Source organism: Tateyamaria omphalii (assembly GCF_001969365.1).
GTDB classification, from domain to species: Bacteria; Pseudomonadota; Alphaproteobacteria; order Rhodobacterales; family Rhodobacteraceae; genus Tateyamaria; species Tateyamaria omphalii_A.
In genome coordinates, this window is record NZ_CP019312.1 from 393,306 (window position 1) to 417,036 (window position 23,731).

At 61.5% G+C, this 23,731-nt stretch carries 28 protein-coding genes; 18 read left to right on the forward strand and 10 right to left on the reverse strand.

Features of this window, described 5'->3' with window-relative positions; translation table 11 throughout:
- Positions 1 to 178 precede the first annotated feature (178 nt).
- From BWR18_RS22320 to BWR18_RS01945, 4 genes are all read left to right on the forward strand, one after another.
- Entirely contained in the window at positions 179 to 598 is a 420-nt protein-coding gene (locus BWR18_RS22320; protein WP_076626460.1) for a Tm-1-like ATP-binding domain-containing protein, read from the forward strand.
- 221 nt (positions 599 to 819) lie between these two features.
- Entirely contained in the window at positions 820 to 1,770 is a 951-nt protein-coding gene (locus tag BWR18_RS01935) for an MBL fold metallo-hydrolase (RefSeq protein WP_076630062.1), read from the forward strand.
- Positions 1,771 to 1,773: 3 nt separating this feature from the next.
- Positions 1,774 to 3,411: an FAD-dependent oxidoreductase gene (locus tag BWR18_RS01940; RefSeq protein WP_076626461.1), complete on the forward strand. Its 1,638-nt coding sequence runs from the start codon at positions 1,774 to 1,776 to the stop codon at positions 3,409 to 3,411.
- Positions 3,401 to 3,589: a DUF2783 domain-containing protein gene (locus BWR18_RS01945; protein ID WP_076626462.1), complete on the forward strand. Its 189-nt coding sequence runs from the start codon at positions 3,401 to 3,403 to the stop codon at positions 3,587 to 3,589. The genes BWR18_RS01940 and BWR18_RS01945 overlap by 11 nt, the downstream gene beginning before the upstream one ends.
- Before the next feature lie 4 nt (positions 3,590 to 3,593).
- On the opposite strand, the gene BWR18_RS01950 is transcribed toward BWR18_RS01945, so the two are convergent.
- From BWR18_RS01950 to BWR18_RS01970, 5 genes are all read right to left on the reverse strand, one after another.
- Positions 3,594 to 4,064: a helix-turn-helix transcriptional regulator gene (locus BWR18_RS01950; RefSeq protein WP_076626463.1), complete on the reverse strand. Its 471-nt coding sequence runs from the start codon at positions 4,062 to 4,064 to the stop codon at positions 3,594 to 3,596.
- 211 nt (positions 4,065 to 4,275) lie between these two features.
- Positions 4,276 to 4,593 carry a hypothetical protein gene (locus tag BWR18_RS01955; protein WP_302622832.1) on the reverse strand — a complete coding sequence of 106 codons (318 nt, stop codon included), beginning with the start codon at positions 4,591 to 4,593 and terminating at the stop codon, positions 4,276 to 4,278.
- Positions 4,590 to 5,153 (reverse strand): calcium-binding protein, encoded by a 564-nt coding sequence (locus tag BWR18_RS01960; protein WP_157598621.1) that lies wholly within the window; start codon positions 5,151 to 5,153, stop codon positions 4,590 to 4,592. The genes BWR18_RS01955 and BWR18_RS01960 overlap by 4 nt, the downstream gene beginning before the upstream one ends.
- Complete coding sequence (locus BWR18_RS01965) at positions 5,146 to 5,814, reverse strand: serine hydrolase domain-containing protein (protein WP_076626466.1); 669 nt, start codon at positions 5,812 to 5,814, stop codon at positions 5,146 to 5,148. The genes BWR18_RS01960 and BWR18_RS01965 overlap by 8 nt, the downstream gene beginning before the upstream one ends.
- A gap of 6 nt (positions 5,815 to 5,820) precedes the next feature.
- Entirely contained in the window at positions 5,821 to 6,018 is a 198-nt protein-coding gene (locus tag BWR18_RS01970) for a hypothetical protein (RefSeq protein WP_076626467.1), read from the reverse strand.
- 233 nt (positions 6,019 to 6,251) lie between these two features.
- Between BWR18_RS01970 and dusA the strand changes: the two genes are divergently transcribed.
- The 3 genes from dusA (at position 6,252) to BWR18_RS01985 (ending at position 8,852) form a co-directional block, all read left to right on the forward strand.
- Positions 6,252 to 7,268, forward strand: a complete 1,017-nt coding sequence (gene dusA / locus BWR18_RS01975) for a tRNA dihydrouridine(20/20a) synthase DusA (RefSeq protein ID WP_076626468.1) — start codon at positions 6,252 to 6,254, stop codon at positions 7,266 to 7,268.
- 28 nt (positions 7,269 to 7,296) lie between these two features.
- The gene (locus BWR18_RS01980) at positions 7,297 to 8,118 is read left to right on the forward strand and encodes a sulfite exporter TauE/SafE family protein (RefSeq protein WP_076626469.1); all 822 of its coding nucleotides are present in this window, start codon (positions 7,297 to 7,299) and stop codon (positions 8,116 to 8,118) included.
- 218 nt (positions 8,119 to 8,336) lie between these two features.
- On the forward strand, positions 8,337 to 8,852 hold the full coding sequence (locus tag BWR18_RS01985; RefSeq protein ID WP_368073633.1) for a hypothetical protein: 516 nt from the start codon (positions 8,337 to 8,339) through the stop codon (positions 8,850 to 8,852).
- An 89-nt stretch (positions 8,853 to 8,941) separates the two neighbouring features.
- Here BWR18_RS01985 and BWR18_RS01990 read toward each other — a convergent pair whose 3' ends face one another.
- From BWR18_RS01990 to ccmI, 3 genes are read right to left on the reverse strand one after another with little or no spacing between them, the layout of a single operon-like run.
- Entirely contained in the window at positions 8,942 to 9,184 is a 243-nt protein-coding gene (locus BWR18_RS01990) for a DUF1289 domain-containing protein (RefSeq protein ID WP_076626470.1), read from the reverse strand.
- On the reverse strand, positions 9,181 to 9,657 hold the full coding sequence (gene ruvX, locus BWR18_RS01995) for a Holliday junction resolvase RuvX (RefSeq protein WP_076626471.1): 477 nt from the start codon (positions 9,655 to 9,657) through the stop codon (positions 9,181 to 9,183). The genes BWR18_RS01990 and ruvX overlap by 4 nt, the downstream gene beginning before the upstream one ends.
- Positions 9,654 to 10,871: a c-type cytochrome biogenesis protein CcmI gene (ccmI, locus tag BWR18_RS02000; RefSeq protein ID WP_076626472.1), complete on the reverse strand. Its 1,218-nt coding sequence runs from the start codon at positions 10,869 to 10,871 to the stop codon at positions 9,654 to 9,656. Before ccmI ends, ruvX begins: the two co-directional genes overlap by 4 nt.
- 206 nt (positions 10,872 to 11,077) lie before the next feature.
- Between ccmI and BWR18_RS02005 the strand changes: the two genes are divergently transcribed.
- Together BWR18_RS02005 and BWR18_RS02010 are read left to right on the forward strand one after the other, a co-directional pair.
- Positions 11,078 to 12,322 (forward strand): sarcosine oxidase subunit beta family protein, encoded by a 1,245-nt coding sequence (locus BWR18_RS02005; RefSeq protein ID WP_076626473.1) that lies wholly within the window; start codon positions 11,078 to 11,080, stop codon positions 12,320 to 12,322.
- A gap of 106 nt (positions 12,323 to 12,428) precedes the next feature.
- On the forward strand, positions 12,429 to 12,680 hold the full coding sequence (locus BWR18_RS02010; protein ID WP_076630063.1) for a hypothetical protein: 252 nt from the start codon (positions 12,429 to 12,431) through the stop codon (positions 12,678 to 12,680).
- Between the two features lie 67 nt (positions 12,681 to 12,747).
- On the opposite strand, the gene BWR18_RS02015 is transcribed toward BWR18_RS02010, so the two are convergent.
- Complete coding sequence (locus BWR18_RS02015) at positions 12,748 to 12,933, reverse strand: hypothetical protein (protein WP_076626474.1); 186 nt, start codon at positions 12,931 to 12,933, stop codon at positions 12,748 to 12,750.
- A 200-nt stretch (positions 12,934 to 13,133) separates the two neighbouring features.
- On the opposite strand from BWR18_RS02015, the gene BWR18_RS02020 reads away from it, so the two are divergent.
- The 7 genes from BWR18_RS02020 (at position 13,134) to BWR18_RS02050 (ending at position 19,503) form a co-directional block, all read left to right on the forward strand.
- The gene (locus BWR18_RS02020; protein ID WP_076626475.1) at positions 13,134 to 13,352 is read left to right on the forward strand and encodes a hypothetical protein; all 219 of its coding nucleotides are present in this window, start codon (positions 13,134 to 13,136) and stop codon (positions 13,350 to 13,352) included.
- Between the two features lie 87 nt (positions 13,353 to 13,439).
- Entirely contained in the window at positions 13,440 to 13,769 is a 330-nt protein-coding gene (locus BWR18_RS02025; RefSeq protein WP_076626476.1) for a sarcosine oxidase subunit delta, read from the forward strand.
- A gap of 67 nt (positions 13,770 to 13,836) precedes the next feature.
- A complete protein-coding gene (locus BWR18_RS02030) occupies positions 13,837 to 16,851 on the forward strand; it encodes a sarcosine oxidase subunit alpha family protein (protein ID WP_076626477.1) in 3,015 nt (1,004 codons plus the stop codon).
- A complete protein-coding gene (locus BWR18_RS02035) occupies positions 16,844 to 17,413 on the forward strand; it encodes a sarcosine oxidase subunit gamma (protein ID WP_076626478.1) in 570 nt (189 codons plus the stop codon). The genes BWR18_RS02030 and BWR18_RS02035 overlap by 8 nt, the downstream gene beginning before the upstream one ends.
- Positions 17,414 to 17,503: 90 nt before the next feature.
- Entirely contained in the window at positions 17,504 to 17,920 is a 417-nt protein-coding gene (locus tag BWR18_RS02040; RefSeq protein ID WP_157598622.1) for a hypothetical protein, read from the forward strand.
- 95 nt (positions 17,921 to 18,015) lie between these two features.
- Positions 18,016 to 18,615, forward strand: coding sequence for a superoxide dismutase (locus BWR18_RS02045; protein ID WP_076626480.1), 600 nt, complete (start codon positions 18,016 to 18,018; stop codon positions 18,613 to 18,615).
- A gap of 150 nt (positions 18,616 to 18,765) precedes the next feature.
- Positions 18,766 to 19,503, forward strand: a complete 738-nt coding sequence (locus BWR18_RS02050; protein ID WP_172839343.1) for a metallophosphoesterase — start codon at positions 18,766 to 18,768, stop codon at positions 19,501 to 19,503.
- A 20-nt stretch (positions 19,504 to 19,523) separates the two neighbouring features.
- Here BWR18_RS02050 and BWR18_RS02055 read toward each other — a convergent pair whose 3' ends face one another.
- On the reverse strand, positions 19,524 to 20,063 hold the full coding sequence (locus BWR18_RS02055) for a TIGR00730 family Rossman fold protein (protein ID WP_076626481.1): 540 nt from the start codon (positions 20,061 to 20,063) through the stop codon (positions 19,524 to 19,526).
- 126 nt (positions 20,064 to 20,189) lie between these two features.
- Between BWR18_RS02055 and BWR18_RS21995 the strand changes: the two genes are divergently transcribed.
- Both BWR18_RS21995 and BWR18_RS02065 read left to right on the forward strand, forming a co-directional pair.
- Positions 20,190 to 21,596, forward strand: coding sequence for a LysM peptidoglycan-binding domain-containing protein (locus BWR18_RS21995; RefSeq protein ID WP_254684917.1), 1,407 nt, complete (start codon positions 20,190 to 20,192; stop codon positions 21,594 to 21,596).
- Between the two features lie 80 nt (positions 21,597 to 21,676).
- Positions 21,677 to 23,530, forward strand: a complete 1,854-nt coding sequence (locus BWR18_RS02065; RefSeq protein WP_083957611.1) for an ABCB family ABC transporter ATP-binding protein/permease — start codon at positions 21,677 to 21,679, stop codon at positions 23,528 to 23,530.
- Positions 23,531 to 23,731: the final 201 nt, after the last annotated feature.

The window sequence follows — 23,731 nt, forward strand, 5'->3', positions numbered from 1 at the left end:
CCGGACAAGACGATCCTGGTGGTCAGTACCTACGACACCAAGAATGACGACTGAACTACATTATCCAGGCCACCATCGAAAGGGACGCAGAAAACACCGCAATGCAGATCATGGCTAGGGTGCCAGCGCTTTCGCGCAACGCCTGTTCACCGAAGGCCGCTTTGACGGGATCATCATTGTGGGAGGCACAATGGGGACCGATGCCGCGCTCGATATCTGCCGGGTCCTGCCGCTTGGTGTGCTCAAATACGTTGTCTCAACGGTCTCCTTTTCGCCTCTGATAGAACCGCAACGTTTGTCAGCCGACATCCAAATGATCCTATGGACGGGCGGTCTCTACGGCCTCAACTCTGTCTGCAAGTCGTCCTTGTCCCAGGCGGCAGGCGCGGGTCCGAGGTCGCGATCTGCCACGCCACCGGTATGGGCGGCATGGCCTTTGAGAGCATCGCGCGAGATGGCGCAGCGATTGAAGCAGTCGGACGCGCCCGTTTATGTGCTGCTGCCAAACCAGGGGATCGAGGAGTGGGCCGCCGCGGCGGCAAAGCACATAATGCGCAAGCCCTTGCGGCCTTTTGCGATGAGATGCGGACGCAGATGACTGACCCGATCCAATTCTCCGAATTGGGGTGTCACATTAACGCCCCTGCATTTGTCGAGGCGGCACTTGCCATCGTTGACGGCTGGGTGGCCGACGGAACAGTCCAGATAACGTGAGCGCCCGGCGCTTCCGCGTTGTTAGTTACAAAAGCAACTGATACCCGATTTCGAAACATGCACGGCACGGCGGGCGCAGGCCGCGCGATAAACAAGGACAAAACCATGGCCAAGGCTTTCGCATCCCAGGGGGACATGACGGAAAAGACCATCACCTTTGACGAGATTGGTGAGGGGCTGTGGGCGTTTACCGCCGAAGGGGACCCCAATTCCGGCGTTATCATCGGCGACGACAGCGTGATGATTGTCGAGGCACAGGCGACCCCGCGTCTGGCCGAGAAGGTGATCGAAAAGGTGCGGTCGGTGACAGACAAGCCGATCACGCATCTGGTGCTGACCCATTACCACGCGGTGCGGGTGCTGGGCGCATCCGCCTATGGCGCGGATCAGATCATCATGTCCGACATGGCCCGCGGCATGGTGGCCGAGCGCGGACAAGAGGATTGGGACAGTGAATTCCAACGCTTCCCGCGTCTCTTTGAAGGGCACGAGAGCATTCCGGGCCTGACCTGGCCGACAACGACCTTCACGGATGCAATGACCGTTTATCTTGGAAACCGAAGGGTGGACATCAAACATCTGGGCCGCGCTCATACGGCAGGGGATGCTGTCATTCACATACCTGATCAGAACGTGATGTTTACGGGTGACATCGTGGAATATCATTCAGCCTGCTACTGCGGTGACGGGTATTTCGGCGCATGGGGCGGCACCCTGGACAAGATCAAAGCCTATGACGTTGACGCCATCGCACCGGGGCGCGGGGATGCACTCGTCGGATCAGAGATGGTGAACAAAGCCATCGAAAACACGCGGGATTTTGTGGATAGCACCTACCGCCCGGCCGCCCGGGTTGCCGCGCGAAATGGTTCTTTGAAAGAGGCATGGGATGCTGTGCGCTCTGAATGTGACGCAAAATTCAATGACTACGCGATTTACGAGCACTGCCTGCCTTTCAACGTCGCCCGCGCTTATGACGAGGCCCGCGGCATCGCGCATCCGCGTGTCTGGACGGCCAAGCGGGACATAGAGATGTGGGAGGCGTTGCAGGGTTAGGACATGGTCGATGTACGTTACGACATAGAGTTCCAACTTTACCCATACGCCCCCGTTGCGGCTCAGACGTTGCCCGCACAAAGACACCCAGTGGTTGTTGTGGGCGGTGGGCCGATTGGAATGGCCTTGGCGCTGGACCTTGGGCGCAAGGGAACCCCAGTGGTGGTTCTTGATGACCATGACGGCGTGGGGCAGGGCAGTCGTGCCATCTGTTTCGCCAAGCGCACGCTGGAGATTGCCAATCGTCTTGGCGCAGGCCAGCGGATGATGGACAAAGGCGTTGTCTGGAACGTGGGCAAGGTCTTTCACGGCGACGACCGCGTGTTCCAGTTTAACCTGCAGCCGGAGGATGGGCACCGCTGCCCGGCCTTTATCAACCTGCAGCAGCCCTATTTTGAAAAGTTCCTGGTGGACGAGATCCGCGCGGCGCAATCAGAAGGCGCGCCAATCGAGATCCGCGGGCGCAACGCTGTCACTGCTATGGATCAGCGCGACGACCATGTGCTGCTCGATGTCGACACACCTGACGGCCCTTATCAACTTGAAGCCGAATGGCTGATCGCGTGTGACGGCGCGCGCTCACCCATACGCGACATGATGGGGCTAGGCTTTGATGGCCGCGTGTTCGAAGACAACTTCCTGATCGCTGACGTCAAGATGACGGCCGATTTCCCGACCGAGCGGTGGTTCTGGTTCGAACCGCCGTTCAAGGACGCGGGCCAATCTGCGCTGCTGCACAAGCAACCGGACGATATTTGGCGCATCGACTTTCAACTGGGTTGGGACATCGACCGCGACAAAGAGCTGAAAGAGGAAAACATCCGCGCCCGCGTCGATGCGATGCTGGGCGAGGGTGCGGAATACGAACTGGAATGGACGTCGATCTACACGTTCCAATGCCGTCGGATGCAAGAATTTCGCCATGATCGCGTGATCTTTGCCGGTGACAGCGCGCACCAAGTGTCTCCCTTCGGCGCGCGTGGGGCCAATTCCGGTGTGCAGGATGCGGACAATCTGGCCTGGAAGCTGGACCTGGTTCTGCGCGGCCTCGCACCCGATGCCCTGCTCGACACCTATTCCGAGGAACGTGCGCACGGAGCAGACGAAAACATCCTGAATTCGACCCGAGCCACGGATTTCCTGACACCAAAAAGCGAGATCAGCAAAGTCTTCCGCAACGCGATCCTTGATCTTGCGAAAGATCACAGTTTTGCCCGCCCGATGGTCAACTCGGGCCGGTTGTCTGTGCCCTGTGTGTACGATGGTTTGTCGTTGAATGGGCCTGATCGTCTTGCCGGGCCAGACAAAACACGGGTCGGCGCGCCCTGTGTTGATGCACCGTTGCAAAACGGATTTTTGCTGGATGAACTCACAGGCGCTTTCACGATCCTCGCAATAAACACCACCCCTCCCGCGCTCCCGCAGATCGACGGTATTCCTGTGAAAACACTTGCGCTTTCCACGCAGGAAGATGATCCGACAGGCGCGTTGCGAGAAAGGTATCTTGGTGACGCGGGCTGTGCCCTCTACCTCATTCGGCCAGATCAACACGTTGCGGCGCGGTGGCCCACGGCAGACGACCAGATAATCGCCAATGCGCTGCGGACTGCTATTGGACGAGGTCGTACGTATGACGCTTAACCTCGACCCAAACATTCCCGATCCGGACGGATTTTATGACGAATTATTGGCAGTACATAAGGACCTGAGCAAAAAAGAAAGTGATGCGCTCAATGCGCGTCTGTTGCTGATCCTGGCCAACCACATCGGCGACCGGGCCATTCTGTCGCAAGCCCTGAAAGCCGCGCGCAAGCGGTAACGCGCTAAGCACCTTTTCGATATTGTGATGGGGTCATCCCCAACTCACGCTTGGCCGCGGTATAAAAGGAAGACCGCGGGTTAAAGCCCACGGCATACGCAATCTCAGGGATCGTGGCGTCTGTGTGGCGCAGCTTGTCTGCTGCATCTTTTATGCGCCAGTGGTTCACGCAGTCGAAAAAGCGCACCCCGACCCGGTCATGCGCACCAGGGTGCAATCCCGCCTTCAGCGGCGCAGGCAACGGCAAGATGTACATGTAGAGAGCGACGGGCAGCCCATGCCAAGGCCGTCGGTGATGAGGCATCTCCTGAGTTGGATCATGGGTCAGGCGTTGAACATACAGGCAAAGCAAGAGGGGCTTGCACATGGTCAATGGCACTTCCGCCAATTCGATTGCGAAAGCGATCATGCTGCCTTGTCTCACTGGAAACGCAACGGCCGCTGAGATGGCCAGCATTTCCACGGCACTGATCATGAAAAAAGTGCAAGTGGCAGCCTGACATAGCGGTGCCGATCGGGCAGCAAAAGAAGGTGGGCGCAAAATGCAGTCAGGACGAGCAACCCCACGGCTGCTGTCAGGCGCAGTGTCTCCTGATCGAAGTCGAGGTGTTCTGGGGCCATGGAAAGGTTGCACGTCACGAAAATGGATGTGGACGCGCCCGCAGATGGTGCGGACGCGTGCTGTTTCAGAAGATAGAACAGTCCTCTGTCAATGGTTCGCAACCCGCGCCAACGACCGAAATCTCAGCATCACCCAAACTGATCCGGGCGGAGCGACCACAGTTTTCGATGTGTAGGTCGTCGAGGTTCCGTCGGGTTTGCGAGCAATCAAGCACGTCTTCCGCCATATCAAAACCGAATACGCGGTCATGACCGGTCTCGTTTTTGAAAACAAACCTGTCGGCCCCGTTCCCGCCCCACAAGTCGTCTGAATCGGCACCCCCCTCCAGCACGTCATTGCCATCGCCGCCACGCAGCATGTCACTTCCCGACCCGCCCGTCAGGCTGTCATCGCCACTCCCCCGCGCAGATTGTCGCGACCATTATCGCCGTGCAGCACGTCGTTGCCCTGTCCGCCGTTGAGAAAACCGTTTCCCGCACCGCCCTGGATCATGTCGTCGCCGCCCTGCCCACAGATATGGTCATGGACCTCGCCGCCGTCGATCTTGTCGTCTCCATATTCGCCAAGCAGGTGATCATTGCCGTCCAATCCGATCAGTTGATTATCGGCATGAGTCGAAGCGGGCGCATGTCGAAGCACGTCGAAGACATCACTGCGCTGTTCGCCGATCCAAAGGGTTGAGCCATTGAAAAAAGTAAAACGGCCAAGGTCGAAGTCGGTCAATCCACCTTCGAATGTCAGGCGGGCGTCATCCAGTTCCAGTACGGTTTCGATGTCTCCAAGACCGCCCGACACTTCGCCCAACATGATCTGGGCAGCCGTTCCCGCAATGGTAAAACTGTCACTGGATGGATCGAAACTGGCCCATGCGTCATCGTTGAAAATCTGGGCAAACGCATCGACCAAATATCGTGCCGGAAGACAGTCCAAGGCTTTAACCATCCTGGCTGGGTGTGCTGTCCGGGGTTCGAAAGTCCAGCATCTCCTCCATCTGACCGGGTGACAGCAATGCGCGTGAAACAAGCAGCGCGTCAAGGAAGCGGATCATGTCGGACGTCGTCGACACCACGCCGCCAGACGCGCCGAAGTCCAGGGGCGCATCGGTGACGTCGATGATCTGATCTGGAACAAGCTCGGCATAAGAGAGCAGACCGTTTTCAAAAGTGCCGTCAGACTTCAAGGAGCTGTCTTTCATCCCTGCAACGGAAAAGACGCGGTTCGAAAACACCTGTCCGAAGCTGTCCCCGGTGATCTGTTCGACCAGCTTTTGCAGCAAGAGAAAGTTCGTGTTCCAGTATTCATAGGCTTCGCCCGGCGCGAAAGAGGCGTCCTGACCGGAGGCCAGTGCGAGCAATTTGCCGGTTTCAAGTGGCCGATCCGGATGCTGCATCAGCCGTTCGATGAAGGCTCGCAACCCGCTCTGACCAGGGATGCTGTCGAAATCCGGGATGCCCGGGCGGTTGGACAGCAATTCCCGAACCATAACGTCGTGGATATTCGGGATGTCCTCCAGACCGGTCAGGTCCATCTGTGCGGCAAGCGGCGCGTCAATGTCGATTGCACCTTCGCCAACAAGTTGCTGGACGATCACCGATGTCATCATCTTGGTTTACGAGCCGATTTCGAGCTGGTGGTCGGCGGTGCCCGCTTGGGTTCCATCACGTTCCACCGTGCCTATCGCGTTGCGCACAGACAGGCCGTCGCGGGCAATCTCGATCACCACTGCGGGAGCGGGGCTGTGATTGGCGAATCCTTCCATCGCTTCGGTGGGCGCGCGTTTCAGCGCGTCTGGATCAAAGTATGACATTTGATGTGTCCTTGCAGAAATTCGGAATGACGGACCCGATGGCCCGGTGCCTTCCACTTCGACGAGTTGCCTTGCGGACGCATCCGGACAGATAAATCAGACTGTTCCAGACATGTTCCGCGTTTCACGGTCAGCCAGGTCACCTCTCTGCTGCCTTGTCCCTGCCTATTGTCCACCATCCTGTTTTGCACTATCCCGGCGCCCTGTTTTTCCGCCAGTGAGATCACAACGCCATGCGTGTTCCACCAACCAACCTGTCGCGCAATGCACGCCTATCCGTCGCGCCGATGATGGACTGGACGGATCGGCATTGCCGCTATCTGCACCGACAGCTGAGCAGGCATGTGCTGTTGTATACAGAAATGGTCACGGCAGCGGCCTTGGTCCGTGGCGGCGCCCTTCATTTATTGGACCACGATCACGCCGAACATCCCGTTGCTTTGCAACTGGGCGGTTCCGACCCGGTCGAACTGGCGCAGGCTGCCCGTTTGGGGGCTGCGGCAGGCTATGATGAGATCAACCTGAACTGCGGCTGTCCGTCCGATCGTGTCCAGTCCGGGACCTTCGGGGCGGTTCTCATGCGCGATCCCGCAACTGTTGCCGCCTGTGTGGCGGAGATGCGGGCTGCGATTGACGTGCCGGTCACCGTCAAGTGCCGCATCGGTGTCGATGACCAGGATCCCGAAGAGGTGCTGCCCGAATTCCTGTCCCGCATTGTTGCCGCCGGGTGCGAGCGGGTTACGATCCACGCGCGCAAGGCTTGGCTCAAGGGGCTGAGCCCCAAGGAAAATCGGGACATTCCACCTCTGGATTACGACCTCGTGCAGCGGATGAAGGAGCTTTTCCCCAATCTGCACATTTCCGTCAACGGCGGGGTCACATCGTTGGATCAAGCCGAACAGCTGCTGGACAGCGGGCTTGACGGTGTGATGGTCGGGCGGTCGGCTTACCACCAGCCGACGGATATCCTCGCACAGGCGGATCGCAGGATTTTCGGGTCTGGTGTGGACGGCTCTGCCGAGATGGCCGTCACCGCCATGATGCCCTATATCGAGGCCCATCTGACTGCGGGCGGGCGCCTGCACCAGATCACGCGGCACATGCTGGGCCTTTTTGCCGGGCGTCCCGGTGCCCGCGGATGGCGTCGCGTTCTCAGCGAAGGCGCGACGCGTGACGGGGCCGGGCCGGAGCTCGTGGACGCCGCCCTTGCCCACGTCACTGCACTGGCCCCTGACGCCAAAGCGGTGTAGCACCGCGCGACGTTTCGTGGAGCAGCTGATGCCGGACACCATTCTCCTTATCCAGATGTCGCTGGTCCTCGCGGGCATCGGCGGGTGCGCGGGTGTATTGGCCGGCCTCTTGGGGGTGGGCGGAGGCATCGTGCTGGTCCCAGCATTCTTCTACGCATTCCAGACGCTTGGCTATAATGGACCGGACCTGATGCAGATGTGCCTGGCCACATCGCTGGCCACGATCATCGTGACATCGGTACGCTCGGTCCTCAGCCACAACAAGAAAGGTGCCGTTGACTGGGACATCCTGAAAGGATGGGCGCCCGGCATCGTGATCGGCGCCGTACTTGGCATGTTCTTGGTGGCGCAGCTGCGGTCAACGACGCTGCAGGCTATCTTCGGCATCCTCGCCCTTATCGTCGGGCTCTATATGGGGTTTGGTCGCGCAAGCTGGCGGTTGGGGGCGTCGATGCCCACGGGCGCGGGCCGCGCTGGCCTGTCACCCGCGATGGGGTTCCTGTCGGTGCTGATGGGCATCGGCGGTGGCAGTTTCGGTGTCCCGATGATGAGCCTCTTTTCCGTACCGATCCACCGCGCCGTCGCCACCGCCGCGGGCTTTGGCGTGCTGATCGCCGTACCCTCTGTCATCGGCTTCCTGCTGGTTGGGATTGAGGGGCCGGTGCCGCCTCTGACCATCGGCGCGGTCAACCTGATCGCCTTTGGTATCATCATCACGATGACCCTGATCACCGCGCCCTGGGGTGTGAAATTGGCGCATGCGATGGATCCCGGCCCACTGAAACGGGTCTTTGCCGTGTTTCTAGTACTGGTCGCCCTCAATATGCTGCGCAGGGTTGTTCTGGGATGATGTCCCGCGACGGGTTTGTGGTCTTCGATCACGATCCATGAACGGCGCGCTGGGCCGAGGCTGCGCAGGAGGTCGCTGCAAACCTGGCGGAAAATCCGCAGATCCAAGCACGCAACTTGCGCCACGGCAACACGTGGTTTGTGGGCGTTGACCTGCTGCCAAACGACCCGGAAGGCGCCATCGACGGTGTCCCACTTGCAGGTCCTTGGCAAACTCACGTGCCCGACCTCCGGCTCCACCGGGCCCAGGTTTCGATTGTCTATCCCGGCTATCCCGCGCGTGATCCGGACCAGACCGAGGGCAATCATCGTTACCGGATAACCCGCTTGGCTGCCCATGTGGACGGTTTGCTGCCTGAAGGACCAGACCGCCGCCGGTTTCCGCGTGAGTTCCACGCGTACATCCTCGGGCTGCCGCTGACCGACGTACCCGCATCGCCAACAGTCGTATGGAAGGGAAGCCACGTCATCATGCAGGCTACTCTTGCCGACGCAATCGGGGACCGTGATCCTATGACCGTCGACGTGACAGATGCCTATCATGCCGCGCGACGCGAGGTGTTCCAACGGTGCGACGCCGTGCCAATGCGCGCCCGCCCGGGTCAGTCATTTCTGATCCACCGCATGGCGCTCCACGGCACCGCGCCATGGAACGGGCCCTCGGGCGCAAGGCGTATGATCGCCTTTTTCCGCCCGGACGTCTCAGAACCTCGGGACTGGCTGCGCGATCTGTGACGCAGAGAGTGCATCGAAATTGCCGCGATTTCCCTTTTTGCCAACGCGTTTGCGCGCCTGAAAAGAGCCGAAGACTGCTTCAGTCTCCGTTACCGTTTCAAACGAGCGGCACGTCCACCGCGTCGCCCCTTGGGCGCCGCGTCACGGTTCGGCAGATCCGACATGATCGCGCGCCGTTCCTCGGCGCTCATCCGGCTCCATCCGCCAATCTCGTCAATGGAGCGCGCGCAGCCCGTGCACAGCCGCGTCTCGGGATGGATCACGCAGATCTGCACGCACGGGCTTTCGATCTCGTTGCGTTTCCAAACCACTGAACTTGGTACGTCGGTCATGCCTGCCTCTTTATCGCTGCCAGCCGATCCAGCAGTCCTTGCAGGATATAGCCTGCGGCCACGTGATCAATCACCTCGGCGCGACGTTTACGGGTCGTATCCGCCTCAAGAAGCGCTTTTTCCGCGGCAACCGTGCTTAGCCGTTCGTCCCAGAATGTAATCGGGCCATCCCACAACCGTTCGAAATTCCGGGCAAAGGCGCGGGTGGATTGGCAGCGCGGCCCCTCGGTCCCGTCCATGTTGCGGGGCAGGCCAAGCACAATGCCACCCACCCGCCGTGCGGCGATGATCTCCTGCAAGCGCGCGGCATCCACACCAAACTTCTTGCGACGCACGGTCTCAAGCGGCGTAGCCACGGACCAGAATGTATCTGACACCGCCACGCCAATGGTCTTGTCGCCCAGATCGAGGCCGATGAGGGCCTGCATCGGGGGCAGGGCGGTCACAAAGGCCTCCGTATCGTCGGTGATCATTCGAGGCCTACGCGGTCGGCCACTTCGCTCAGAATGTCCCCGGCACGTGGGTCGTCACCGAACACGTCGCGGGCGTTGATCAGAATGGCGCGGGCCTGCTCCATCTGACCCAACACACCAAGGGCCGAGATCAGCTGCGCCCAGTCTTCAACCGGGCCACCCTCGGTCGCGAGCCTGTCGGACAAGCCAGACACCATGCCCTGGATCATCTCCATGCGCTCTGCCGGGCTCAGGTTTTCGGCTGCTTCGATCTGGTCGGCATTGGGTCCACGGCCCGTGCCGATGGCAGGCAGGGCATAGTTCACCCCGGCGCGTATGGCGATGTCCTCGATCTGGGACGAAACGGGGCCAATCCACGGGGCGTCTGCCGGGCCTTCCCGCAACAGCTGGTCCCATATGCGCAGCGCCGTATCCGGGCGCCCGGTCTGTGCATTCATCAGGCCATAATAATAGCGGGAAGGTCCGTCCGTCGGATCCATCGACAAGGCGCGCTCCAACACCCCCTCCGCCTCTGGCGAGACATAGCCGCCAGCCGCCAGGATCATCAGATCCGCATATTCTGAAAAGTCGGATGCGGTCGCATCGGCGCCCTTCAGGCTGATCACCTGCGCCTTGGCGGCATGGGCGCGCGCAAAGTTACCAAGCCGCCCCTCGGCCCGGCTGAGCAATTCGTGGCCTTGAATGTCGCCCGGGCGCGTCGTGACAGCCTGCCGCAATTGCTCGACCAGCGCGACATAGTCAGGATCGACATCTGTGGGTGGAGGGCGTTGATCCAGGCTGGCCTCCGCCGCTTGCTGACTGGGGCGCTCCTCACGCAGGATCTGCGCCGCTTCGATCCGATCGGCCAGAGCCAGATCGCCGTACCCCGGCGCGCCCAGCTCGTTGTAGATCACGTAAGAGCCGACCACGATCGCACCGATGGTGAGCCCGAGCGTGACATACCCGCCCGAGCCGTCCAGCTTCTGCTCTTGCTTTTGCAGGGCCGCATCGGCGGCCAGGATGCGCCGCGACACTTCGGTGCGCACCCGGTCGGCATCGGCTTCGGACACCACGCCGCGGGCCAGATCCCGGTCCACCTCGCGCAATTGATCCCGGTACACGTCCAGATCATACGCCGCCGGCGGGCGGTCCCCGACTGAACCACGCAACATCGCACGGGCCAGCGTTGCCAGAACCACAAGGGTCAAAAGGGCCGTCACAATCCAGAAATACATGCGCCTCACATCCAAGCTCTGAGGTCATGTAACCCCTGCATGCGCCACGCAAAAGGGGCGATGTCCGGCCCGTGTTGTCGCAGGACATGCGGCCGTGTCGCAAATCCGTCAAAAAGCGACGCGGGCGCGGCCCCTTTTTTCGGGCGCAAAGGCGATTAAAACGTCAGAAATCCGCATCGCGATTCCAAGGTTCCAGACGGCTGCCCATGAAACGATACTCTGCCTTTGCCATCGCCCGAGAGGCCGCGCGCTACCACATTGGCTGGGAACGGGCCTGGCGCGCGCCTGAGCCAAAGAAGAAATACGATGTGATCATCGTTGGGGCGGGTGGGCATGGCCTGGCCACCGCCTATTACCTGGGCAAGAATTTTGGCATCACGAACGTGGCGATCCTGGAAAAGGGATGGCTCGGCGGCGGCAATACGGGCCGGAACACCACGATCATCCGCTCCAATTACCTGCAGGACCCGTCGGCGGCGATCTACGAAAAATCGCGCAGCCTCTACGAGACGATGAGCCAGGACCTGAATTATAATGTCATGTTCAGCCCCCGCGGTGTGATCATGCTGGCCCAGACCCACCACGAGGTCCGTGGCTACCAGCGCACGGCCCATGCCAACGCGCTGCAAGGTGTAAAGACCGAGTTTATCGGTCCCGAAAAGGTCAAGGAACTGGTGCCGATCATTCATCTGGATGGCCCGCGCTATCCGGTCATGGGGGGCCTCTGGCAAGCGCGCGGCGGTACGGCGCGGCATGACGCGGTGGCCTGGGGCTACGCGCGCGCATGTTCCGACATGGGCATGGACGTGATCCAGCAATGCGAAGTCACCGCCATTCGCCGCGAGGGCGACACGGTCGTGGGCGTCGATACGTCCAGGGGCGCCATCGACTGCGACAAGCTGGGCATCGTCGTAGCGGGTCATTCTGGCCACCTGGCCGACATGGCTGGCTTCCGTCTGCCAATCGAATCCGTCGCTCTGCAGGCGCTGGTGTCCGAACCGATCAAACCCTGCATGGATGTTGTGGTAATGGCCAACACGGTCCACGGCTACATGAGCCAGTCCGACAAGGGCGAGATGGTCATCGGCGGCGGCACCGACGGCTACAACAATTACACCCAGCGCGGGTCGTTCCACCATATCGAAGAGACCGTCCGCGCGCTGGTCGAGACGTTCCCGATGATTAGCCGCCTCAAGATGTTGCGGCAATGGGGCGGAATTGTGGACGTGACGGGCGACCGCTCGCCCATCCTGTCGAAAACGCCCGTGGACGGCGTGTTCATCAACTGCGGCTGGGGCACCGGCGGGTTCAAGGCGATCCCGGGCTCCGGCTGGGCCATGGCCGAACTGATGGCCAAAGGCCGGTCACCGCTGACCGACGCGTTCGGGCTCAACCGCTTCCGCGAGGGCCGGTTCATCGACGAAAGCGTCGCCGCGGGGGTCGCGCATTGAGCGCGCTCCACTACACCTCATCGCATTGGCAGAGGGCGGTTCGTCGGAACCGCCCCGCCAGTCGCGACGTTTCCCTTTCGATACACATTTCGAAAGGATCAATGACATGTCGAGCACGGAAGACACTGGCACGAACCACACAACCACGACCACAACCACGAATTCCGGCGGGAACTCGGGCCTTGCCTTTGTCGTTGGGGTTCTTGTCGTCGTGGTCGCCGGAATGGCCTATTTCATGTTTGCCGGTGGCGAAAACGCACCCAGCGATGACCTCACGATCACGATTGAAGGCGCAGGCGCCGCTGTCGAGGGGGCCGCAACCGAAGTTGAAGGCGCCGTGTCAGGCGAAGGCAACTGATCTTCTCACTGCACATACAAAATCCGGCGCAGCGAAGATGCTGCGTCCAGAGGAAAAGGCGCGTGGCTCAGTCGTGCGTCTTTTCCCCTTCGCCCGCGGCAGAGCCAAAGGCGATAAGGTTTGCAACGTCGACCTCGCGCCCTCCGCGCGCCTCAAGCCGTTTTGCAGCCGCACGGCGTTCGAGCATAAACATGATGACCGCGCCCACTGCGATCGCGCCAAAGACCAGGATGGCGCCGGTTGTATGATCCATGGTGATCTCCTGTCAACTTTGGTTGACAGTGGCACAGAATCGCCGCTCAGGTCACGCAAAATCACCAAACAGGCGGAACGCAGCCGCTCATTTTGTACCAAACCGGCTGCCCTCGGCCCGTTTTCGGCCCCATCCGACGCTTCAATTGCGCACAACCGTCCCAATGCTGACATGAAGTCCCAGAAAACGGAGGCTTACCCATGTCAGACTATCCAAACCCGAATATCCATCGCGGCGACGGCGTGTCGGGCCGCGGGCTGCTTATCTCCTTTGCGGTCATCGTGGCCGTCGTCGCCCTGCTGGCCGTCCTCGGCTCTGTCGGATCCGGCGGTCGCGAAGGCGCGCCCACACAGGATGCCATCGCACCGGCGGCAATCGACTCGACAGGCGCTGCAGGTATGGCGGTACCAACCGAATAACTCCTCCCCAACTATTCGGACCGCACAAGGCGGGCGTCTTCGGACGTCCGCCTTTTGCGTGTCCGCACCAGCCATCGGAGCGCGCGCATGCTGATCCTGACCTGCCCCGTATGCGGCGTTACAGCCGAAGAAACCGAGTTTCACGCAGGCGGCGAGGCGCATCTGACCCGCTTCGGACCCGGATCGTCGGACGATGATTTCGAAACCTACCTCTTCATGCGCGAAAACCCGAAGGGCGTGCATTTCGAACGCTGGCGCCACGTCTACGGATGCGGCAAGTGGTTCCACGCCGCACGGTGCACCACCACGCTCGAAGTCTTCGGCACCTATTCCGCTCAGGTGACCCAACCGCCGCAAGAGATCCTCGACACGATCTCGAAAAAGCGTCCCGGCTGGACGTGGAGGAACTTCGCCTGATGTTTCTTCTGACCAAAAATACCACCGCCGGAGGCTCCGACGCCTCTGCCCGCGACAAGGCCCGAACATGAGCACACGTCTTGCCACAGGCGGCCGTCTTCTGAACAAGGACAAGGCCGTCCGGTTCACCTTCAACGGCCAGCAGATGCGCGGGTTCGAGGGCGATACGCTCGCCTCAGCCCTCCTTGCCAACGATCAGATGCTGGTCGGGCGGTCCTTCAAGTACCACCGCCCCCGCGGCATCGTGGCGGCCGGTGCGGAAGAGCCGAACGCGCTGGTGAACCTTGGCGTCGAGGGCCGTTTTGAGCCCAACCAGCGCGCCACAACGACCGAGCTGTTCGAGGGGCTGCTTGCCACATCCCAAAACCACTGGCCGAGCCTTGAGTTCGACGTGGGTGCAATCAATGCCAGGCTCGCACGCTTCATGCCCGCAGGCTTCTACTACAAAATGTTCATCCATCCGCGCCCCTTGTGGAAATACGTCTACGAACCCTTCATCCGACAAGCCGCCGGATTGGGTCAGGCCCCCAAGGGGCGGGACGCGGACACGTACGAGCATTTCCATGCCTTCTGCGATGTACTGGTCGTCGGTGGCGGGATTGCGGGTCTGTTGGCGGCGCGGTCTGCGGCACGTACAGGCGCGCGCGTTTTGATCCTGGAACAAACCGCTCATTGGGGCGGTCGCGCACCCGTGGACGGGGGCGAGGTCGACGGCAAGCCTGTGGATAAGATCGTGGATGATCTCGTGTCAGAGTTGTATGACATGGAGAATGTCACCCTCCGCGCACGCACGATGGGTGCGGGGATCTATGACCACGGATATGTGCTGGGATACGAACGGCTGACGGATCATGCGCCTGACGCGGATGGGCCGCGCCATCGCCTGTGGCGTATCCGCGCCGGGCACATCATCACGGCAACGGGTGCAATTGAACGCCCGTTGTCCTTTGCAGGCAACGACGTGCCGGGGGTCATGCTGGCCTCGGCGGTGAGGGACTACGTGGTGAACTACGGTGTCAGCCCCGGTGACCGCACGGTTGTCGTCACCAACAATGACGACGCATACCGCACCGCAACCGCTTTGAAAGCCGCCGGGCTCGACGTTCCGGCCATTCTCGACGCACGCGTCCTGCCGGTCGACAGCCCGCTGATGGCCGAGGCAAAGGCCGCAGGCATCCGCGTCGTGATGGGCCACGGCGTGGCCAAGGTTATGGGCGGCAAGCGCGTAACCGGCGTGGCCGTGTGTTCACAGGCGGGCGAGGGCGCCGTGTTGGAAGAGATTGCATGCGACGCCGTCGCCATGTCGGGCGGCTGGTCGCCGGTCGTTCACCTGTGGTCCCATTGCGGCGGCAAACTGCTCTGGGACAATGATTTCGCCATGTTCCGCCCCGATGTGGATAAAGCGCCGACCGGCGCGGATGGCACAGCGTTTGTCACCCCGGCTGGATCCGCGAACGGGCATTTCGGTCTGACCGGGATTGTCGGAGATGCGCACGCCATGGGTCACGCAGCGGCCCGGGCGACCGGACACGAGGCCACACCCAAACCTGCACCCAATGCCACCAGCGCCGAAGAGGCGCCCATGGCCCCTGTCTGGCTCATGCCGCAAGGGGCTGGTGCGGCGTTGCGCGGTAAGGCATGGCTGGACTACCAGAACGACGTCAAGGTATCTGATGTTCAGCTTGCAGCCCAAGAAGGGTTCGAAAGCGTCGAACATGCCAAGCGCTACACGACCCTCGGAATGGCCACCGATCAGGGCAAGCTCAGCAATATCAACGGGCTCGCGATCCTGTCGGACGCGCTGAACCAACCGATCCCTCAGACGGGCACCACGACGTTCCGACCGCCCTATACGCCGATCTCAATGGGTGCCATCGCAGGCGAAGCGCGCGGCAAGGTGTTCCAGCCGGTCCGCCAGACCCCAATCCATGCTTGGCATGATGAAAACGGCGCGCATTGGGAGCCGGTGGGCCATTGGCGCCGTCCTTACACTTACGTCCGCAGCGGCGAGACCGTGCATGACGCCGTGATGCGCGAGACCAGAAACGTGCGTGAAAACCTCGGCCTGCTTGACGCTTCGACGCTCGGCAAGCTGGTTGTCAAAGGGCCCGACGCGTGCAAGTTCCTCGACCTCCTTTACACCAACATGATGAGCACGCTGAAACCAGGAAAATGCCGCTATGGCCTGATGTGTGGCGAAAACGGGTTCCTGATAGATGACGGCGTCGTGGCGCGGATCGACGAGGATACCTTCCTGTGCCACACGACCACCGGCGGGGCCGAGCGCATTCACCAGCATATGGAGGAGTGGCTGCAGACCGAATGGTGGGACATGCAGGTCTATGTTGCGAACGTGACGGAACAATACGCTCAGATTGCCGTGGTTGGCCCAAACGCGCGCAAGGCGTTGGAGGCACTCGGCGGTATGGATGTCTCGGCCGACGCGCTGGGTTTCATGGAATGGGCCGATGGTACGCTAGGCGGTTTCGACGTCCGCGCCTACCGCATCTCCTTCTCCGGCGAACTCAGCTATGAAATCGCCGTCAAGGCCTCCGAAGGGCAGGCGTTCTGGGATGCGCTGATGACTGTCGGGGACGCACTGGGTGTCATGCCCTACGGCACCGAAGCGCTGCACATCCTGCGCGCCGAAAAAGGGTTCATCATGATCGGGGACGAAACCGACGGCACCGTGATCCCCCAGGACCTTGGCCTGCACTGGGCGCTGTCGAAGAAGAAAGATGATTACCTCGGCAAGCGCGCACACGCGCGGACCCATATGGCCGATCCCGAGCGCTGGCAGCTTGTCGGGCTGGAAACGCTCGACGGCTCTGTGCTGCCGGATGGGTCCTATGCGGTGGCTGACGGAATCAACGAAAACGGGCAGCGCAACATGCAGGGGCGGGTGACGTCGTCCTACCATTCGCCCAACCTGAACAAGGGGATCGCCATGGGCCTCGTCATGCACGGACCCGACCGCATGGGCGAGGTGATCGACTTCCCCGGCACCGATGGCACCACCTACAAGGCCCGGATCGTAAGCCCGGTCTTCTACGACCCCGAGGGGGAGAAGCAGAATGTCTAAGGCTGTCAGCGCCTTGAACGGCGCCGCGTGGTCCGACGGGATCGCAATGATCGAGGAATTGGCGCCGCAGGGCATGATCACCCTGCGTGGTGATCTGGGCGACCCGGCCGTCAAAGGTGCGGCGACCGGCGTGGCCGCGGTGGATCTGCCCGATCAGGGACAGGCGCAGTGCATGGACGACAGGGGTATCTGCTGGATGTCGCCGGACGAGTTGCTGGTCCTGTGCCCGTATGATGAGGTCACCGCAAACATTGAAAAGATGGAAACAACCCTCAAGGGCATCCACAGCCTGTGTGTCGATGTCTCCGATGCGCGCGCCGTCTTTGATCTGTCCGGCACCCACGCGCGCGAGGTGCTGGCCAAGCTCGTGCCGGTGGACCTCGCGCAGGACCAGTTTACCACGGGCATGTTCCGACGCACCCGCATGGCGCAGGTGCCCGCAGCCTTCTGGCTGCACGACACCGATCACTTCCGCATCATCTGTTTCCGCAGTCAGGCGCAGTATGTGTTTGATCTGTTGAAAATCGCGGCGCAGCCAGGCTCGGATGTTGGCGCATTCTGACGCAGTTGATATCGTCGAAGGGCAGCGATATTCCCTTTTCCCGAGCGTTGACGCAATATCGCGTCAGACATGAGAAAACGGGAAGCGAACATGAAAAAATTGATACTCGCGCTGGCGATGGCAGCAGGCTTTGCGGCACCCGCCGCCGCGCTGGACTTTGCCTGTAGCGTGCGCAGCACTGGCGACGGGTTCATCTCTCCGGCGATTGCAGTGCAATTCGAGCCCGGCCAGTCGACGGCGATTGTCTATGATCGGTACATTGCTGCCGTGCATGGGAAACCGATCAAGGCGACGCTGCGCCAGCGGACACTCAACCCGGATGAGTACAGGATTTCGTGGGCTCTCAGCAATGTGCCAGCCAGGCCGTCACCCATTCGCATCGGTTACCAGGCGATCATCAACATCAAGACCAACAGGATCATCGTCCGGGGGTCCATGCGTGGCGTCACGAATTCACTGAACGGCAATGGCGTCTGCAAAGAGGGCGCGCTGAACCTGAATCGGTGACCCGATCAAGGAATTGTTCCCGTGCTGCCTTGAACTTGCCCCTGTGCGCACAATCTGTCAGGCACAACCTTGAACGACTTGAAAAGGGGGCCCTCATGGCTTTTGAACTTCCCGACCTTCCCTATGCTCACGACGCCTTGGCGGACAACGGCATGTCGAAAGAGACGTTGGAATACCACCACGATCTGCACCACAACGCCTATGTCACGAACGGCAACAAGGCCATTGAAGGCACTGAATGGGCGGGCAAGTCGCTCGAAGAGATCATTGTCGGCACCTATGATGCGAGCGCCGTGGCCCAAAACGGGATTTTCAACAACATCAGCCAGCTGTGGAACCACAACCAGTTCTGGGAAATGATGGGCCCGGGCGACAGCGCGATGCCAGGTGAGTTGGAAAAGGCCCTGACCGACAGCTTCGGTTCGGTCGATGCATTCAAGGAACAGTTTTCTGCCGCAGGTGCAGGCCAGTTCGGTTCCGGCTGGGCGTGGCTGGTCAAGGACACGGATGGCGGCCTCAAAGTGACCAAGACCGAAAATGGCGTGAACCCGCTCTGCTTCGGCCAGACGGCACTTCTGGGCTGCGATGTGTGGGAACACTCCTACTACATCGACTTCCGCAACAAGCGGCCCGCCTACCTGACAAACTTCCTCGACAATCTCGTGAACTGGGAAAACGTCGCAAGCCGCATGTAAGCGAAGCGACCCATGTTCACACTTCTCGGATGGGGGCTGGCAGCTTTGCTGCTGGCCCTTGTCATTTACGCCTTCTGGATCGAACCGGCGTAGCGCTTGCGCGTTGTAACCTGGCAAATATCCGATCCCGCTTGGGGTGGGCGCGCTCCGTTGCGCATCGTCATCATCAGCGACCTGCACGCGGGGGCGCCGCAAATCTCCTTGTCGCGGATTTCGCGCATCTTGGCCCGCGTCAATGCGCTCAAACCCGATCTTGCCGTGCATCTGGGTGACTTTCAGGCCGCACATCCGCTCACACTTGGTCAGATGACCAAGTCTGACATCATTAAACGCCTCGCGGCGTTTACGTCGCCATTGGGCCGCTTTGCGGTGCTTGGAAATCATAACTGGTGGCAGGATTCGGCAGCGGCCAACGCACGCACCACGCGCCAGGCGGCACAAGCCCTGCACGATCACGGCATCCCGCTCCTTGACAACAGCGCGGTTCGGCTGCGCGACGGGGGCGATGCGTTCTGGCTCATCGGCCTGGGCGATCAGCGTCCCCTCGACGAAGGGCCCGAAGGCGAGGGTTTCGATGACCTCGACGCCGCTCTTCTCGACGTGACCGATGACGCACCGTGCATCCTGCTGGCGCATGAACCCGACATCTGGCCCGACGTCCCCGAACGTGTGTTCCTTACGTTGTCGGGGCACACCCATGGCGGGCAGATCCAGATCCGCCACTGGTCCCCGACCATCGCTGCCGCATCGAACGAAGAGTTCAACTGGGGGCATTACACGTCCGAAGGGCAGCACCTGGTTCTGTCAGGCGGTATCGGCTGCTCGGTCGTGCCGGTGCGGTTGAATGTGGTGCCTGAAATCACCGTGGTCGAGGTGTCGGGCGGCTGACCGGTAAAGGCGCCGCCGTCCTACCCCAATGCGGCCAGTGCGGCGGCGGCACCTGAAACGACGGTATAGTAATCCAGCAGCGATGCGTCCGCGAACCCCTGTGCCACTACATGCTCCAGCAAGCCGATCAACGGATCCCAGTATCCTTCGACATTCATCAGGATCACCGGCTTTTCATGCAGGCCAAGCTGGCGCCATGTCAGCACCTCGAATAGTTCATCCAGTGATCCGGCGCCGCCGGGCATCACCACGACGGCATCACAGTTCATGAACATGACCTTTTTGCGCTCGTGCATGGTCTCGGTCACGACGTACCGGGTCAGGTCGGTCTTGCCGACTTCCCAGTCCACCAGATGGCGCGGAATGACACCAAACGTGTCTCCGCCCTCGGCCTGGGCCGCGCGCGCAACCGACCCCATCAGACCGACGTCGCCCGCGCCGTAGACCAGCCGCCAGGCGCGCGCCGCAATGCCTGCGCCAAGGGCTTCGGCCTCGACGCTGAATGCGGGCGATCCACCGGGGCGCGACCCGCAATACACGCAGACGGACAGGTGGGACATGTGGTGCTCCTGTAACGGGCGCGCGAAAGTGATGGTTTTGTGACGCCGTTCTTTTGACCGCTATAGCGCCGCCTGTTATGCAAGCGCAACGAAACCGGGAAAACCGGTGCGGTGGAAAGGGTCTACATGTCCAAATGGGCGGCATTTGCCGGGTCGAACGGTGCCTTGGTGGGTACGGTTGCGGTTGTGATTGCAGCCGCCGTTGGCGCTGGGCTTTACTTCAATGCCAACCAATCAGGCCCCGCACCCGTCGCGCAACTGGTCGAGGATGCGACCGCCCCCCAAGTGGCTGCCGTGGCGCTCGAGCCCGAAACCGCGCCTGACGCTGCCCCTCCCCTCGATCCGCCCTCAATCGACGAGGTGCGGGTGGAGCCTGACGGCCTGACCGTGATCGCGGGCCGTGCAGCACCCGGCAGCAAGGTTTCGGTACTGCTGGACGGCGCCCGGAACGCCGAAACAACCACGGACGACGGCGGCAGCTTTGCCGCAATCACCATATTGCCACCCAGCCTCAAGGCGCAGGTGCTGACGGTCGTACAGCGCGTCGGCATCGACGAGATCGCATCGGTGGACGAGGTGATCCTCGCGCCGCAACGCCAGCCAGAGCCGGTCGCGCCGAATATCGTCGCGACAGCGCCTTCGGAACCGATCTCAGACCCAGAGCAGACGGAAGCGGAAGCGGTGGCCATGGCCACACCAACCGCACCGATCGAGGACACGCGGCCGCCTGCGACCCCGGCAACGGACACGGCGCAAGCGGCGACCTCGCGAGCGGTCACACCGGACGCTCAGACCACCACCCCAGCCCCCGTGCCGACCGTGCAGAGCGACGTGATTGTCGCCGCGCCAACCGGACCCGTCGTACCCAACCGACAAGCCGAGGACACCGCCGCCACGGAAACGGCTTCCGCTCCGGCAGAGGCTTCGGTCACGCAAGCCCCGGTGGCCGCAGCTCACGCACCGCAACCAGACCCGGTGCAAACCGCCCCGGCCGACAGCGCCCAACAGGTCACCGTCCTCAAATCCACGGAAGAGGGCGTTGAGGTGCTGGGCAACACCGCGCCCGAGGCGTTGGACAACATCGCACTCGACAGCATCAGCTATACCGAAGAGGGCGACGTAGAGCTGGCCGGCCGAGCACAGCCAAACGCCGATGCGGTGCGTGTCTATGTGAACAATGCGCCCGTCGCCGATATCGACGTGGCGTCCGATGGCCGTTGGAAGGGGGCGTTGCCCGACATTGACACAGGCACCTACACCTTGCGCGTGGACGAACTGGACGCCGCGGGGCAAGTCACCAGCCGCGTGGAAACCCCGTTCCGGCGCGAAGATCCCCAAGTGTTGCTCCAAGCGGACAGTGTTGCCGCTCCAGCCACGCAGATCACCGTGCAGGCCGGTAACACGCTCTGGGCCATTGCCCGCGACCGCTACGGGGAGGGGACGCTCTATGTTCAGGTGTTCGAGGCGAACCGCGACCGCATCCGCAATCCCGACCTGATCTTCCCCGGCCAGGTCTTTGCCCTTCCCAACTGACGTGTAAATTGCCCGGCGCGCTGGCAACTCATCCATCGCTGCCTTAGATAGTGGCACCTGAACGTCAGGAACCTACCCACATGCCCGCAGACAGCTCCGCGTCGTCAGCACCCGCTGACCAAGCGCCCCGATCGAATGATCCCAAGGACAAGGTGGCCGACGCCGAACGTGCCTCCGGTCTGCGCACGATCCGCAAGGTCGCGCCCTACCTCTGGCCCGCCGACAAACCCTGGGTCAAGAAACGGGTCGTGCTGGCGATGCTGGCGCTCATCTTGTCCAAGGTCGTTTCGGTCTACACCCCCATCATCTACCGCGACGCCGTCAACGTCCTGAGCGGCGAAGGGGTGTCGGACCTTGCCCTCGGCGCCATCGGCCTGACAGTGGCCTACGGTTTGGCACGGCTCATGAACGTGGGCTTTCAGCAATTGCGGGATGCCATCTTTGCCCGCGTGGCGCAGCGGGCGCTGCGGATGCTGGCGCTTGAAACCTTCCAGCACATCCATCAATTGTCCATGCGCTACCACATCACGCGCAAGACCGGCGGTCTCAGCCGTATCATCGAACGCGGGGTCAAAGGCGTCGAATTCCTCCTTCGCTTCCTGCTCTTCTCCATCGGGCCGCTGGTGCTGGAGCTTTTGATGATCGGCGTCGTGCTGACGATCCTCTTCGACATCTGGTATCTGGTCGTCGTGGCCGGGACTATCGGGCTCTATGTCTGGTTCACCTTCGCCGTCACCGAATGGCGCGTGAAGCTGCGCAAGGTCATGAACGATCAGGACACGGACGCCAATCAAAAGGCCATCGACAGCCTGCTCAATTATGAAACAGTCAAGTATTTCGGCGCCGAAGCGCGCGAGGCGGGCCGCTATGACAAGGCAATGGAGGGGTACGAGGCGGCCGCCCTCAAGACCAGTTATTCCCTGGCCTTTCTCAACTTCGGGCAGTCGCTCATTATCACTGGTGGGCTTGTCGGTGTCATGGTCATGGCCGCCATCGGCGTGCAGAACGGCACGCTGACAGTGGGCGATTTCGTCATGGTCAACGCCTACATGATCCAGATCACCATGCCGCTCAACTTCCTCGGCACAGTCTACCGTGAGATCCGGCAGGCGCTGGTGGATATGGGCGAGATGTTCGACCTGCTCGAACAACCGGCCGAGGTGGTGGATGCGCCGAACGCCAAGGCACTCAATGTGACCGGTGGGCGGATCGAGCTGGACAACGTCCATTTCGGCTACGACACCGCGCGCGCGATCCTCAAGGGGGTGTCGGTGGTCGCAGAACCCGGCCAGCAGGTGGCCATCGTGGGCTCGACCGGGTCGGGCAAGTCCACAATCGGGCGGCTTCTCTTTCGCTTCTACGATGTGGCGTCTGGCGCGCTCCGCATCGACGGGCAGGACGTGCGCGAGGTGACACAAGACAGCCTGCACGCAGCCATCGGCGTCGTGCCGCAGGACACCGTGCTCTTTAACGACACCATCCGTTACAACATCGCCTATGGTCGGGACGAGGCGACGTTTGCCGATATCGAAAAGGCGGCAAAGGCGGCCCAGATCCACGACTTCATCATGGGCCTGCCCGACGGGTACGACACCGCCGTGGGCGAGCGTGGCCTCAAGCTGTCAGGCGGGGAAAAACAGCGCGTGGGCATCGCGCGCACCTTGCTGAAGAATCCGCCGATCCTGCTGCTGGACGAAGCGACAAGCGCGCTCGACACCGAGACAGAGCAGGACATTAAGGAAGCGCTCAACGCCGCAGGGCAGGGTCGCACGGTCCTGACCATCGCGCATCGGCTGAGCACGATTGCCGAAGCCGATCAGATCGTCGTTCTGGAACAGGGCGAGATCGTGGAAACAGGCACCCATGACGAATTGCTGGCGAAGGATGGACGTTACGCCCAGCTTTGGCAACGCCAGCAAGCGGACGAGGTCTGACGCCGCGCGACGCTCTTGCCCTTCGGTCAAAATCGCCCCGCTCACCGTCCCGCACCCGCCGCGTGAAAACACCGTCCTCGCGATGACGGCGCGGTCTGTTGCAGGCAGCGGTCAGTCTCTGTCCTGAAGCGGTGAACAAGCTGCGTGTGATTGCGGTGGCTGCGTGAGAATATGTCCGGCCCCCATGTCGGGGCGCGCAGG